The sequence below is a fragment of the Streptomyces sp. JW3 genome, assembly GCF_052216785.1.
GTDB lineage: Bacteria > Actinomycetota > Actinomycetes > Streptomycetales > Streptomycetaceae > Streptomyces.
In genome coordinates this window covers 1-12,655 of sequence record NZ_JBQOUX010000042.1, presented here as the reverse complement: position 1 = coordinate 12,655, position 12,655 = coordinate 1, and the positions used below count along the sequence as shown (strand labels likewise).

Here is a 12,655-nt window from a genome sequence, read left to right as displayed (position 1 = left end):
ATGCCCTGCCCGTCACGCCGTGGGGGCCGGGCATTCGGTGCCCGGTGGGCAGAACCAGGCCCGAGCCGTGTCGAGGAGTTCGCGTTCGTCCTCCAGACCGTCCGCTGCGGAACCGTAGGCGACGAGGGCGTAGTTCTGTCCGTCGGCGGCCGCGAAGCGGTGGTCGATGACGTGGTGGCCGGAGCCGGTGGCGGGTTCGCCGGTCAGTTCGTCCGTCGTGTACTCGTGCTCGGCGGCCTCTCCGCCGGTGGGGTTGGACGCGTACTGGAGGTGGATCTCCTGGTATCCGTCCAGTTTCAGACTGTCCTGCTGGGCGTCCGCCACGGAGGCGTACGGGGAGTCCTCCGCCAGCTGGAACACCTGGAGGCGGCGGGGGCCGGACGGGTCGCGGAAGTCGACGACGTCGATGCCGTACTGCGAGGAGCGGTTCGCGCGGTCCCAGCCGGCCGGCAGGGCGGTGCGGAAGCCCTCCGGGTCGTCGTACGGGGCGAAGCCGGCGGGCAGCGACGACTCCCCCGGCGCACCGTCCTCGGTGGCGCCGGGGGACGTGCCCGCGGCGGCCGGGGTCTCCTGGGCGGGCGGCACGTACGGCACGGGCTCGTTCTTCCAGCCGAGGGCCCAGACACCGAAGGACAGCCCGCAGACGGTGAGGACCAGCGCCGTGTACCGGCGGAGTGTCCGCTGCCGTGGCAGGTCGAGGTAGCGCTCGGGGTCGAAGAGGCGTTCGCGGTGCGAGCCGGCCCACTCCTGTCGTTCGGTCTCGAACACCCTCATCGTGGCCGTCCCTTCAGTTGATGAGCTGCGCGATGCCCTGGACCACCGCGGTGGCCGAGGCGACCGCGCCCGCGGCGGCGGCCTGCCCGCCCAGCCAGCCGCGGACACCGGCGAGCAGCCGGGTGAGCCGGGCCGGTGCCGCGGCGCCGGTGTGCGCGATCTCCGCCGCCGCGTCGGCCAGTTCCCGGTCGAGCGAGGTGTCCTCGTCGGTGCGGTCGGCGGCGTCCGGCAGCGCCGCGCGCAGTTCCCGGATGGCGTCGAGGAGTTCCGCGTGCCGCGCGTCGGGGGCGGCGCCGGTGGTGTTGTGCGAGGTCGCCGAGCCGTGCGCGCCGGTGGCGACGGAGCCGCCGCTCATGGCGCCGATACTGACGCTGCCCGAGGCGCTCGCGGTGCGGGGGTCGGGGGTGTCCGGTCCGTGGTCCGTCATGCGGTGGGCTCTCCTTGGTTCCTGGCCGGCCCGGTGGGCGCGGCGCCGTTGTCCGTGTGGGTCGCGCTGCCGTGGCCGCCGGTGGCGATCGCGCCGCCGGACATGGCCCCGACGAAGACGCTGCCGCCGCTGAGCTGGTAGACGTGCTGCTCGAACTCCTCGGTGCGGTAGCCGTGTGCCTTGAGGGCTTCGCGGACCCCGTTGACGATGCGTTCCTGAATGGTCTTCACATAGCGGGTGGCGTCCATCTCCTGGAACACCGACAGCCGCTTCGTCGACGCCAGCGCGCGCAGGGAGACGCGCGGCACGTCGGGCAGCGGCTCGCCGCCGGACCGGGCGGAGCGGGTGCCGCGCAGGGTGCCGAGGGCACCGACGGCGGCGTCGACGCCGATCGTCGGCGCGTGCCGCAGGGCCCGCAGCGCGGCCCGCGGCCACGCCTCGGGGAGCCGCTCGACGAAGGCGTCCACCGCCCGGAAGTCCTTGCGCACCGGGCCGAGGACGTAGGGCTCGACCTCCAGGACCAGCATCCGACCCTGGGTGTGCACCCGGACCAGGACGGTGACGACCACCTGTTCCCGCCAGGCGCCGACGCGGATGCGCAGGAACACCCGGCGGCCCTCGCCGCCCTCGTCGACGGCCTCACCGAGGTGTGCGGCGACCTGGCCGGGGTCGTACACGCGCAGACCACGGCGGTCGGAGCCGCCGGTCCCGGGGCCGGGATCGGGGCCGGGGTCGGGGAGGCCGCAGACACCGCCGGTCGCCAGTTCCTCGGCGCGGCCCACTCCGCCGGGGAGGTAGACCACCCGGTCGACCTCCACGTCGCGCAGGCGGTCCTTGCCGGTGCGGGCGGCGGACTCGCGCAGCCCGGTCAGCTGGGGCTCGATCAGGTCGAGGGCGGTCCGGGCGGTGAGCGGCCCGGTCCGCTGGCGCGGCAGACCGCCGTCGGCCGCCGGCCGTTCGCGCAGTTCCATGGCGAACGACCAGGGGGTGCCGCGCACGCCCAGCCCGACGAAGGGGCTGTCGTCGTCGTACAGCGTGAGGAACGCCTCCTGCTCGCGCCGGATGTCGTCCCGCACGCCCTCGAACAGGGTTCCGGCGGGCAGGCCGGGCTGCCGGGCGGCGGCGAACGTCCACCGGGACAGCCAGCGGCACAGGGCGGCGCGCTGCGCGCTCTGGTGCGACCAGGCGACCACGGCGAGGGCCAGCGGGAACAGCGCCGGGTAGGGCGTCTGGGCCGCGCCGTCGAGCAGCCGGGACAGGTACCAGTACCAGTAGAAGAGCGCGAAGCCGGCGGCCAGCAGGGTCAGCAGGGAGCCGGCGCCGTCGGCGGCCTTGGCGACCGGGTCGGGCCGTCCGGCGGCCCGCGCGGTGGCGCCCTTGCCGCTGACCGTGTGGGCCAGCCACAGTCCGAGCGCGGTCAGCGCGTAGAACAGGAACCAGGGCAGCGGCAGTCCTCCGGTGAGCCGGTCGTCGCCCTGGAAGAAGGCGGTGAGGACGTCACCGAAGCCGACGTCGGCGCCGTCGCCCCACCGGTCGGAGAGGCTGTCCCAGAACATGATCACGTCGGACAGCGCGAACGCGGCCCAGACGGCGAGCATGAGCAGGGCGGTGCGGGTCTCCTGCCGGCTGACCAGCAGGGCGTGGGCCAGCACCGGGAGCACGTCGACACCGTTGGGCAGGGCGACCGGCCGTTCCCGGTGCCCGACGAGTTCGTCGACGACCCGGCGCCGGAAGCCGGGGTCCTGGTGGACCCCGGCGCACAGCAGGCGGGTGGCCTCGGTGCGGCTGTAGCGGTGGTCCGGAAGGCTGACGTCCGGCACGTGGCTCCCCCTGGTCGTCCGTCGGCTGGATGACTGGGGAAGCTACTGTGCGCACCGCGCCGGGGGCCGCCCATTGCCCCGGCGTCGCTCGATGGAGTGAAGACGGGGGAAGCGGCTGGACAGGGCGCGTTTCCCGGCACAGGTGTCCCGGTCCACCGGTGCCGGGCGGCCGGGCCGGTCAGCCCGCCTGCGCGCCGCGCACCCGGTCGGACAGCCCCGCGGCGTCGCGGACCAGGTCCAGCGGGCCGCTCCAGTCGAAGGCGCGGTAGACGGCGTCCAGTTGGGCGAAGGGCGGGCCCTGGGCGAAGAGCTGGAAGGTGAGCCGGTGCCCGGCGTAGTCGGAGTTGAGCAGGTCACGGGCGAAGGCGAGCAGTTTGCGGCGGTCCTCGGCGACCCAGTCGTCGTTGATCGAGTAGAACTTCCGCAGCCAGCCGCCGGCCTCGGGGTCGGCGAAGCTCGCCGAGTCCGGGGTGACGCAGATCTGGCCGCCGCACAGTTCCCGGGCCAGGTGCATCATGTCCGGCAACTGGGCGCAGGCCAGCACCCGGCCGGTGTGCAGCAGGGACTGGTCGGGCATGAACAGCCCGCCGGGCGACGTCGTGCCCATCGCTATGGCCGCGGTCAGATGGGCGTTGACGCCCTCGCGGTAGCAGGCCAGCCGGGCCAGTTTCTCCTGCACGGCCGGCCGGCGTTCCAGCCCGGTCTGCCGTACGTTCCACAGCGCGGCGCCGATCATCAGGTCGGCCAGCCGCAGGGTGCGGTGGGTGAAGGGCAGCGCGGAGTAGCGGTGCAGGGTGGCGCGGATCAGGGCGGCGGCCTCGGTGTGCCGGTGGAACAGCACGTCCTGCCAGGGGATCTCGACGTCGTCGAAGACCACCAGGGTGTCGATCTCGTCGACGCGGTGGGACAGCGGGTAGTCGTCGGCCTTGCCGCGGCCGGCGAACCCGGTGCGGCAGAGGAACTTCAGGCCCTTGGCGTTCATGTCGACGATGAACCCGGTGGCGTACTCGGAGAACTGGGTGCCGCCCCAGTCGGCGACGGCCGGTTTGACGAACGCCTGGTTGGCGTAGGCCGCCGCGGTCTCGTACTTGGCGCCGCGCACCACGATGCCGCTGTCGGTCTCGCGGACCACCCTCAGCAGCAGGTCGGGGTCCTGGTCCCGCGGGTGTTTGGACCGGTCGCCCTTGGGGTCGGTGTCGGCCGACACGTGGAACAGGTCCGCGGTGGCCGAACGGGCCAGGTGGCGCCGGATGTTCCCGGAGAACCGCGGGTCCAGCGCGTCGAGGACCTCCCGGCCGTCGAGCAGCGACCACATCTCGCCGACCGTCTCGTCGCCGACCCGGGTGACGACGCCGCGCGCCGCGTCGAGCACGGTGTCGACGGCGGCGCGTTTGTCGTGCCAGTCCCGCTGGGTGAGCGGCGGTTTGTCGGCGACGCTGTGCCGTTCGCCGCTCGCCGGGTCGGGGTAGGACATGACGTCCTGGGTGGCGGCCTCGTGCGCGAGGTCGTGGATCCGGGCGCGGATGCCGACGATCGGGGCGAACTGGGGGTGCCGGGTGACGTCCTTGACGCGTTCGCCGTCGATCCAGATCTGCCGGTCGGGAGAGAGGGATTCCTTGTACTGCTGGCCGGTACGGATCATGCGGGCCTCCTCGGTCGCGGGGCCTGGTGCCGGGAATCGGCGGATCGGATTCCCGGCCTTCGGCTGCGGCGGACTCGCCCAGGGCATGCCCGGTTCACCGGGGCGGTGAACGGAGCGCGGTCACCAGGTGACGGGCAGCGCGTGCAGTCCGTAGATCACCGCGTCGTACTTGAACGGCAGGTCCGCGACCGGTGCCGCCGCGCGCAGGGCGGGGACGCGGCGGAACAGGGCGGGGTAGAGGACCTGGAGTTCGAGCCGGGCCAGCGGCTGGCCGACGCAGTGGTGCGGGCCGCCGCCGAACGCCTGGTGGCGGCGGGCGTCGCGGGTGAGGTCGAGGCGGTGTCGGGGTCCGGGAAGACGCGCGGGTCGCGGTTGGCGAGTTCGCCGAGCAGGATGACGCCCTCGCCGGCCGCGATGGTGCGGCCGGCGATCTCGATGTCCGCCAGCGCGGTGCGGCGCCGGCCGAGGTGCACGATGCTGAGGTGGCGCAGGAGTTCCTCGACGGCGGCGGCGACGACCCGGGGGTCGTCGGTGTCGCGGACGACGGCGAGCTGGTCGGGGTGCTGGAGCAGCAGCAGGGTGCCGAGGCTGATCATGTTGGCGGTGGTCTCGTGACCGCCGAGCAGCAGCAGGACGCCCAGGCCGGCCGCCTCGCGGCGGGTCAGTTCGCCGGTCCCGACCCGCTGTGCCAGCCCGGAGAGCAGGTCGTCGCCGGGTTCGGCGGTCTTCCGGGCCAGCAGGTCCGCGAGGTACTCCGAGAGCGCGGTGTGGGCGGTGTGCCGCTGTTCGCCGGTCGCGACGGTGGAGACCAGGGTCCTGCTGTTGGTCTGGAAGAAGTCGTGGTCCGCGTAGGGCACGCCGAGGAGTTCGGAGATGACGAGGGAGGGCAGCGGCAGCGCGAGGGCCTGGACCAGGTCGGCGGGCCGGGGTCCGGCCAGCATCCGGTCGATGAGGGTGTCGGTCATGCGCTGCACGGACGGACGCAGCGCCTCGACGCGTCTGATGGTGAAGGCGCCGCTGACCATGCGGCGCAGCCGGGCGTGTTCGGGGTCGTCCATGCCCACGAAGCTCAGGTCGGGCGAGCCGCCCGCGTGGCTGTGCCGGGGGTCGACGGGGCTGGGGAAGCCGGGGTGCGAGAAGTCGGCGCTCAGCCGGGGGTGGACAGCAGGGCCTTCTGCTCGGCGTGGCCCGTCACCGCCCAGGGGGTGCTGCCGCCCCAGGAGCGGACCCGGGTGAGCGGCCCGTGCTCGCTGAGCGCGCGCATCCCGGGCGACGGGTCGAAGGGGCAGCCGGCGGAGCGGGGGGCCGGGAAGTCGGGGATGGGCGCGGGGGCGGTGGCGTCGGGGCGGGTCGTCATGTGGGGGATCTCCGGGACCTGGGGAGGGGAGGCGGCGCGCAGTGCCGGGGTGTCTCAGGGGCCGGTCGGCTCCAGCGGCCTCGTGAAGTGACCGACGAGACTCTCGCGGTGCAGCCGGGTCTGCTTGGGCATCTTCCAGCCGAGCACGCCGACCGGCCCGCGGGGCCCCTCGTGGCGGACCACGAAGCGGCCCCGCGCGGGGTCGCCCTCGACGACCTCGGCCGGGGCGTCGGCGGACGGCGTGCCGTACACCTGGAGCCTGACGTCGAACTGGTCGGTCCAGAAGTACGGCACCGGCAGGTAGGGCAGTTCGGCGCCGAGGATGTTCGCGGCGACGGCCGAGGCCTGCTCGGCGGCGTTGGTGCGGTTCTCCAGGCGGAGCGGCCGGCCCAGGCCGAGGTGGTGCCAGCGGGCGACGTCGCCCACCGCCCAGACGCCTTCGGCGGCGCGGCAGCGCGCGTCGCATACCACGCCGTCGTCCAGGGTCAGGCCGCTGCCGGCCAGCCAGTCGGTACGGGGCGCGCAGCCCACCGCGACCACGACCACGTCGGCCGCCGCCCGGGTGCCGTCGTCGAACCGCACGCCGGTGACCGCGCCGGCGCGGGACAGCAGGGTGGCCGGCAGCACGCCGGTGCGCAGCCGGACGCCGTGGGCGGTGTGCAGGGCGGCGAGGTGTCCGGCGACGAGCGGGCCCAACTGGGCGGTCAGCGGCGCCGGCTGCGGGCCGGCCAGGGTGACGTCCCGTCCCATGAGCCGGGCGGTGGCGGCGGTCTCCGCGCCGAGCACGCCGTCGCCCAGCACCACGACGCGGCCCGCCGTGCGCAGGGCGGACCGCAGCGCCATCGCGTCGGCGAGGGTCCGCAGCAGGTGGACGCCGCGCAGACCGTCCTGGCCCGGCAGCCGGCGTGGGGCGGCCCCGGTGGCCACCACGACCGCGTCGGCCGGCACCGTCGCACCGGAGGCGGTGCGCACGCTCCGGTTGCCGGCGTCCAGCGCGACGGCCGTCTCGCCCGGCCGGAACTCGACGTCCAGCTCGGCCAGTTGCTCCGGTGTGCGCAGCCGCGCGGGCGGGCTGCCAGGCGCCGGAGAGCACCTGCTTGGACAGCGGCGGCCGGTCGTAGGGTGGTTCGGACTCGGCTCCGACCAGAGTGAGGCGGCCGTCGAAGCCCTTGCGGCGCAGGGCCTCCGCGGTGCCGAGGCCGGCCGCCGAGGCGCCGACCACCAGCACGTGCCCGGGTGCGGTCACGCGGTCTCGTCCAGGTGGATGGCACCGGCCGGGCAGACGCCGGCCGCCTCGCGGACCGCGGCGTGCCGTTCGGTGGGCGGCGTGTCGGCCAGCAGGACCACGATGCCGTCCTCGTCCCGCTGGTCGAAGACCTCGGGGGCGATCAGCACGCACTGGCCCGCGCCGCAGCACTTCTCTTCGTCGACTGTGATCTTCACGGTGCTTCCTCGGTGTGGGGGGGGCGAGGTCGCAGCGAAGCACGGCCGCGAGAGCCGCATCAAGCACCTGACTTAAAGTTGACGGATTCCCGATGCCGGGAGCCGGCGTCGGGCGCCCGGCGAGTCCCGGGCGCCCGGGGCCGGTCAGGCGCGGGTGGGCGCCGGCTCGGCCGGGAGCTCCTCGCCGGCGGCCGCACCGCTGTCCGCGCGCAGGGCGGGGATCAGACAGGCCACGGCGGCCGACACCAGCGCGACCCCGCAGCCGATCAGCAGACCCGTGCGGAAGCCGTCCTGCGAGGCGAGCGTGTGGCCGCCCATGCTGACGGTCATCTGGGCCAGGACGACACCGATCACCGCGGAGCCGATGGTCGTGCCGAGCGAGCGCATCAGGGCGTTGAAGCCGTTGGCCGCCGCCGTCTCGGAGAGCGGGACCGCGCTCATGATCAGGGCGGGCATGGCGCCGTAGGCCAGCGCGACACCGCTGTTGATCACGATGCCGGCCACCATCAGGCCCCAGGCGGTGCCCATCAGCGGGAGGGCGAGGCCGTACCCGACGGCTATCACCAGCGCGCCGAGCACCAGGGCGAACTTGGGGCCGCGGGAGTTGATGAGCTTGCCGCCGAGCGGGGAGACGATCATCATCATCACGCCGCCGGGCGCCAGGTACAGGCCCGCCGCCAGCATCGACTGGCCCAGGCCGTAGCCCGTGGCCTCGGGGAACTGGAGCAGCTGCGGCGCGATCAGCATGAAGGCGTACATGCCGACGCCGATGAGGATCGAGGACGCGTTGGTGAGCAGCACCCGGGGACGGGCGGTGGTGCGCAGGTCGACCAGCGGCTCGCGGGTGCGCAGCTCGTAGAAGCCCCACACGGCGAGCGCGACGACGGCGAGGGCGAACAGGCCGAGGGTGGTGCCCGAGGTCCAGCCCCAGTCGCCGCCCTTGGAGATCGCCAGCAGCAGGGAGACCAGGCCGATGGCGAGGCCGACCGCGCCCGGCGCGTCGAAGCGCTGCCCCTTGGCGCCGGCCGGGACGTCCGGGACGACGACGAAGATCAGGACGCCGATCAGCAGGGCGAGGCCGGCCGAACCCCAGAACAGCACCCGCCAGTTGGCGTACTGGGCGACGGCGGCGGCCAGCGGCAGGCCGATGGCGCCGCCGATGCCCATGGAGGCGCTGACCAGGGCGATGGAGCCGGACAGCTTCTCCTTGGGGACCACGTCGCGCAGCAGCGCGATGCCGAGCGGCACCATGCCCATGCCCATGCCCTGCAGGCCGCGGCCGACGATCATCGGTACGACGGACGAGGACAGGGCGCACACCACCGATCCGACGACCAGCGGCACCGCGCAGACCAGCAGCATCCGCCGCTTGCCGATCAGGTCGCCGAGCCGGCCGGAGACGGGCACGCAGACACCCGCGACGAGCAGGGTGACGGTGACCACCCAGGCCGCGTTCGAGGAGCTGGTGTGCAGGATCTGCGGCATCTCCGCGATCAGGGGGGTCACCAGCGTCTGCATGACCGCGGCGACGGTGCCGGCCAGGGCGAGGGTGGCGACGACGCCGCCCGGGCGGGCGGCGGTCGGCTGGGGGCCGTCCATGGGTGCTCCTTAGCGAAACCTCGATGAGTGACGGCGTCTCCACCGAGACGCCGTATGCATCATACATAGACTATGTATCTACCACATCATGTGTCGATTGCATATGATGGAGCCGAGTGGGGCCGAGGGAGTCCAGTGCGGAGCAGAGGGCGGAGCAGAGGCTTGTGAACAGGGCGGACCGGGCTACGGCGCGAGTGGAGTTCGAGCAGATGCTGCTGAGCCGTTATATGCATCTGCACAAAAGCAAAGGTCAGCGCGCCGACCGGATGGACCGCAGCGCTTACATCCTGCTCAGCCGGATCCGGATGCAGGGACCGATGTCGATCGCGCAGCTCGGCGACGCGTTCGGGCTGGACGCCTCCACCCTCAACCGGCAGACGGCGGCCGCGATGCGGGCCGGCCTGGTGGAGCGCATCCCCGATCCCGACGGCGGCGTGGCCCGCAAGTTCCGCATCACCGAGGAGGGCGAGCGGCGGCTGGACGAGGAGCGCACCGGCCTGGTCGCCAGCCTGGACCGGATCATGGACGACTGGCCGGAGCGGGACATCGCCGCCTTCGCGGACCTGCTCCAGCGCTTCAACTCGGGCATCGAGCGGCTGCACGGGCTGCCCTGGCCGCGTCCCGGCGCACCGGAACATCCCGGCGCCCCGGACCGTCCGGCCTGACGCCGGTACGCCCCGCCCGCCCGCTCTGCCGTTACGCCGAGGCCCGGGTCAGCGCCGTCAGTTCCGTGTCGGTCAGCCGCAGGTCCGCCACGCCGAGCAGGGCCGGCAGCTGTGCCACCGCGCGGGCCGAGGCGATCGGGGCGGTCACGGTGGGCCGGGCGGCGAGCCAGGCCAGGGCGACGGTCGCGACCGGGGCGTCGTGCGCCCGGGCGACCTCGTCGAGCGCGGCGAGGACCCGCTGTCCGCGCGCGGTCTCCAGATGCTTGCCGGCGCCCGCGGCCCGCGCGCTGTCCACGGCGGCGCCGGGACGGTACTTGCCGGTCAGGAAGCCGGCCGCCAGCGCGTAGTACGGAACGGCGGCCAGGCCGGCCCGCTCGGCGACGTCCTGGAGTCCGCCCTCGTAGGTGTCGCGCGAGACGAGGTTGTAGTGCGGCTGGAGCGCCACATACCGGGCCAGGCCCTCGCGTTCGGAGAAGTCGAGGGACTCCTGGAGCCGCTCGGCACAGATGTTGGAGGCGGCGATGTGCCGGACCTTGCCCGCCCGCACCAGTTCGTCGAGCGCGCCGATGATCTCCTCGACGGGCACCTCCGGGTCGTCGAAGTGGGTGTAGTACAGGTCGATGAAGTCGGTGCCCAGGCGGCGCAGGGAGGCGTCGGCCGCGGCCTTGACGGTGCCGGCGCGCAGCCCCATGTACTGGGGGTGCCGGCCCACCTTGGTGGCGAGGACGACGTCGGCGCGGTTGCCGCGGCGCGCGAGCCACTTGCCGATGACGGTCTCGGACTCGCCGCCCCGGTTGCCCTCGCCCCACGCCGAGTAGGTGTCGGCGGTGTCGACGAAGTTGCCGCCCGCGGCCGTGTAGGCGTCCAGGACCGCGAAGGACTGGTCCTCGTCCGCCGTCCAGCCGAAGACGTTGCCGCCCAGGGCGAGCGGGAAGACGTGCAGGTCGCTGGTGCCGAGTCGATGCAGAGAGGTCATACTCCCCGACAACACCGGTCCCCGAAGGGATCATTCCGGTTACCGGCGCACCGCGGCGACCGCCTCGTCGAAGACCTGCTCGATGTCGGCCGTGCCGTCGCTGCGGACCCAGGTCTCCGTCGCGATGTCGGAGCAGGTCAGGGCGCAGGCGACCAGCGCGCGGGCCCGTACCTGGGTCATCGGGTCGGCCGCGTCGCCGAGCCGGGCGGCGATGTCCGGCACGAGCAGTTCGGTCCACTGCTGCCGCTTCTCCAGTTGCCGCGCCCGCAGGGCGGGCGACGCGTGCAGCATCCTCGTGATCCGCAGCAGGCCCTCCGGGGTGTACGGCAGGGAGGCGGCGAGCACCTTGAGCGCCGCCCCGAGCGCCTCCCAGGGGGTCTCCCGGGCCGGGCGGGCCTCGAGCGCCTCTCGCAGCACCTGCCCGCTCTCGGCGTGGTCGCCGAGCACGATGTCCTCTTTCGTGGCGAAGTACCGGAACAGCGAACGCCGGGAGATGCCGATCTCGCCGGCGATCTGCTCCATGGTGGTGGCTTCGTAGCCGTGTTCCAGGAAGAGCCGCATCGCCGTGGCGGCGATCTCGGCCCGCACCGCCCGCCGGGTGCGCTGCCGCAGCCCGCCGGGACCGCTTTGGCGATCGTTCATGCTCCTGAGCCTACCGCCCTCTGCACTCAGTACCGTATTGGCACTCAGTGACAGTTTGGGCTTAGGGTGCCAGAGTCAGAGCAGCAGCGGCCGTACGCATCTGCGAGGAGCAGCCATGAACGCCGTGGATTACCGCGACCGGACCACCCTCATCACCGGCGCCAGCGCCGGCATCGGAGCCGAGTTCGCCCGGCAGCTCGCCGCGCGCGGTTCCGATGTCGTCCTGGTCGCCCGGCGCCGGGAACGGCTGGCGGAACTGGCCGCCGAACTGGAGGCGGCGCACGGGGTGCGGGCCGTCGTCGTCCCCCTCGACCTCGGCCTGCCGTTCCCGGGGCAGGCGCTGGCCGAGGAGCTGGCACGGCGCGGTCTGACCGTGACGGGCGTGGTGAACAACGCGGGGTTCGCCACCTTCGGCCCGTTCCACACCGAGGACCCGGGGCGTCTCCAGCGGGAGATCGCCGTCGACGTGGCGGCCGTGGTCGACATCAGCCGCGCGTTCGTCGAGCCGCTGCGGGCCGCCGGTGACGGGGTGCTGATCAATGTCGCGAGCATGGCGGCGTATCTGCCCGCGCCCAACATGGCCGTCTACGCGGCGGCCAAGGCGTTCGTGCTGAGCTTCACCGAGGCGCTGTGGCAGGAGTCCCTCGGCACCGGGCTGCGTGTGCTGGCGCTGTCCCCGGGTGCGACCAGCACCGAGTTCTTCGAGGTGGTCGGCACGGACGCCGCGGGCGGCGGCGCCCGCCGCCAGTCGCCGCAGGAGGTGGTGGCCACCGCGCTGCGCGCCCTGGACCGGCGCACCCCGCCGCCGAGCGTCGTCTCCGGCCGGGCCAACCGGGTCATGGCGACGCTGAGCCGGGCGGTCACCCGGCGGCGCGCGGTCCTGCTCATGGGGTCCCTGACCGCCACCCGGTGACGGTCCCCGCGGGACGTCCCGCGGGGACCGCCCGGCCGATGTCCACAGCGACGCCGGCCATCCTTGCGGCCGGCCGCACCGGCTGTCCATGTCCCAGGACAGAAACAGGACTTGACCGGGACCGTTCGCTCAGGCGCCCGGGACGCGCGCGTTCGTACATTTGCGTGTACCTGCCCAGAAAGGCTCTCGAGTCATGGGCAGCACGCGGGATTCGGAGAGGAGGTGAATGACATGAGTGAGGACATGGTGTACGAGCCTCCCGCCCTGGTCGAGGTCGGGGACTTCCGGGAGCTCACCCTGGACGAGGGCACCTGGGGTTGGGACCGGTACAGCGAGTGCTGGTGGCTGGGCTGCTGATCCCCACGGTGCGGGGGCCGGGCGGCGGACAGGTCCGCCG

Annotated in this window: 11 protein-coding genes and 2 pseudogenes; 3 read left to right on the top strand and 10 right to left on the bottom strand. The window is 73.6% G+C overall.

Features of this window, described 5'->3' with window-relative positions; genetic code table 11:
* Positions 1 to 12: 12 nt before the first annotated feature.
* From ACTT8P_RS18705 to ACTT8P_RS18670, 8 genes and pseudogenes are all read right to left on the bottom strand, one after another.
* Complete coding sequence (locus ACTT8P_RS18705; RefSeq protein ID WP_442832793.1) at positions 13 to 774, bottom strand: hypothetical protein; 762 nt, start codon at positions 772 to 774, stop codon at positions 13 to 15.
* Between the two features lie 13 nt (positions 775 to 787).
* Complete coding sequence (locus tag ACTT8P_RS18700) at positions 788 to 1,201, bottom strand: hypothetical protein (protein ID WP_442832792.1); 414 nt, start codon at positions 1,199 to 1,201, stop codon at positions 788 to 790.
* Positions 1,198 to 3,021, bottom strand: coding sequence for a hypothetical protein (locus ACTT8P_RS18695; RefSeq protein ID WP_442832791.1), 1,824 nt, complete (start codon positions 3,019 to 3,021; stop codon positions 1,198 to 1,200). The genes ACTT8P_RS18700 and ACTT8P_RS18695 overlap by 4 nt, the downstream gene beginning before the upstream one ends.
* Positions 3,022 to 3,199: 178 nt before the next feature.
* Positions 3,200 to 4,663: a 4-hydroxyphenylacetate 3-hydroxylase family protein gene (locus tag ACTT8P_RS18690; RefSeq protein WP_442832790.1), complete on the bottom strand. Its 1,464-nt coding sequence runs from the start codon at positions 4,661 to 4,663 to the stop codon at positions 3,200 to 3,202.
* Positions 4,664 to 4,783: 120 nt separating this feature from the next.
* Positions 4,784 to 6,020, bottom strand: a pseudogene (locus ACTT8P_RS18685) (cytochrome P450).
* Between the two features lie 54 nt (positions 6,021 to 6,074).
* Positions 6,075 to 7,266: pseudogene (locus ACTT8P_RS18680) on the bottom strand (NAD(P)/FAD-dependent oxidoreductase).
* Positions 7,263 to 7,463 carry a ferredoxin gene (locus tag ACTT8P_RS18675; RefSeq protein WP_442832789.1) on the bottom strand — a complete coding sequence of 67 codons (201 nt, stop codon included), beginning with the start codon at positions 7,461 to 7,463 and terminating at the stop codon, positions 7,263 to 7,265. The pseudogene ACTT8P_RS18680 and the gene ACTT8P_RS18675 overlap by 4 nt, the downstream one beginning before the upstream one ends.
* A gap of 144 nt (positions 7,464 to 7,607) precedes the next feature.
* Positions 7,608 to 9,062 carry an MFS transporter gene (locus ACTT8P_RS18670; protein WP_442832788.1) on the bottom strand — a complete coding sequence of 485 codons (1,455 nt, stop codon included), beginning with the start codon at positions 9,060 to 9,062 and terminating at the stop codon, positions 7,608 to 7,610.
* A gap of 209 nt (positions 9,063 to 9,271) precedes the next feature.
* On the opposite strand from ACTT8P_RS18670, the gene ACTT8P_RS18665 reads away from it, so the two are divergent.
* Entirely contained in the window at positions 9,272 to 9,727 is a 456-nt protein-coding gene (locus ACTT8P_RS18665; protein WP_442832837.1) for a MarR family winged helix-turn-helix transcriptional regulator, read from the top strand.
* A 31-nt stretch (positions 9,728 to 9,758) separates the two neighbouring features.
* Here the strand turns inward: ACTT8P_RS18665 and ACTT8P_RS18660 are convergent, their stop codons facing one another.
* Both ACTT8P_RS18660 and ACTT8P_RS18655 read right to left on the bottom strand, forming a co-directional pair.
* Positions 9,759 to 10,703: an aldo/keto reductase gene (locus ACTT8P_RS18660; RefSeq protein ID WP_442832787.1), complete on the bottom strand. Its 945-nt coding sequence runs from the start codon at positions 10,701 to 10,703 to the stop codon at positions 9,759 to 9,761.
* A 39-nt stretch (positions 10,704 to 10,742) separates the two neighbouring features.
* Positions 10,743 to 11,345, bottom strand: a complete 603-nt coding sequence (locus ACTT8P_RS18655) for a TetR/AcrR family transcriptional regulator (RefSeq protein WP_442832786.1) — start codon at positions 11,343 to 11,345, stop codon at positions 10,743 to 10,745.
* Between the two features lie 115 nt (positions 11,346 to 11,460).
* Between ACTT8P_RS18655 and ACTT8P_RS18650 the strand changes: the two genes are divergently transcribed.
* Together ACTT8P_RS18650 and ACTT8P_RS18645 are read left to right on the top strand one after the other, a co-directional pair.
* Positions 11,461 to 12,258, top strand: a complete 798-nt coding sequence (locus ACTT8P_RS18650; protein ID WP_442832785.1) for an SDR family NAD(P)-dependent oxidoreductase — start codon at positions 11,461 to 11,463, stop codon at positions 12,256 to 12,258.
* A 231-nt stretch (positions 12,259 to 12,489) separates the two neighbouring features.
* Positions 12,490 to 12,615 carry a lasso RiPP family leader peptide-containing protein gene (locus tag ACTT8P_RS18645; protein ID WP_442832784.1) on the top strand — a complete coding sequence of 42 codons (126 nt, stop codon included), beginning with the start codon at positions 12,490 to 12,492 and terminating at the stop codon, positions 12,613 to 12,615.
* Positions 12,616 to 12,655 lie beyond the last annotated feature (40 nt).

Excerpts from the sequence above, each read along its gene's own strand:
- ACTT8P_RS18705 (WP_442832793.1), bottom strand. The coding sequence starts at position 774 with ATGAGGGTGTTCGAGACCGAACGACAGGAGTGGGCCGGCTCGCACCGC.
- ACTT8P_RS18700 (WP_442832792.1), bottom strand. The coding sequence starts at position 1,201 with ATGACGGACCACGGACCGGACACCCCCGACCCCCGCACCGCGAGCGCC.
- ACTT8P_RS18690 (WP_442832790.1), bottom strand. The coding sequence starts at position 4,663 with ATGATCCGTACCGGCCAGCAGTACAAGGAATCCCTCTCTCCCGACCGG.
- ACTT8P_RS18670 (WP_442832788.1), bottom strand. The coding sequence starts at position 9,062 with ATGGACGGCCCCCAGCCGACCGCCGCCCGCCCGGGCGGCGTCGTCGCC.
- ACTT8P_RS18665 (WP_442832837.1), top strand. The coding sequence starts at position 9,272 with ATGCTGCTGAGCCGTTATATGCATCTGCACAAAAGCAAAGGTCAGCGC.
- ACTT8P_RS18660 (WP_442832787.1), bottom strand. The coding sequence starts at position 10,703 with ATGACCTCTCTGCATCGACTCGGCACCAGCGACCTGCACGTCTTCCCG.
- ACTT8P_RS18655 (WP_442832786.1), bottom strand. The coding sequence starts at position 11,345 with ATGAACGATCGCCAAAGCGGTCCCGGCGGGCTGCGGCAGCGCACCCGG.
- ACTT8P_RS18650 (WP_442832785.1), top strand. The coding sequence starts at position 11,461 with ATGAACGCCGTGGATTACCGCGACCGGACCACCCTCATCACCGGCGCC.
- ACTT8P_RS18645 (WP_442832784.1), top strand. The coding sequence starts at position 12,490 with ATGAGTGAGGACATGGTGTACGAGCCTCCCGCCCTGGTCGAGGTCGGG.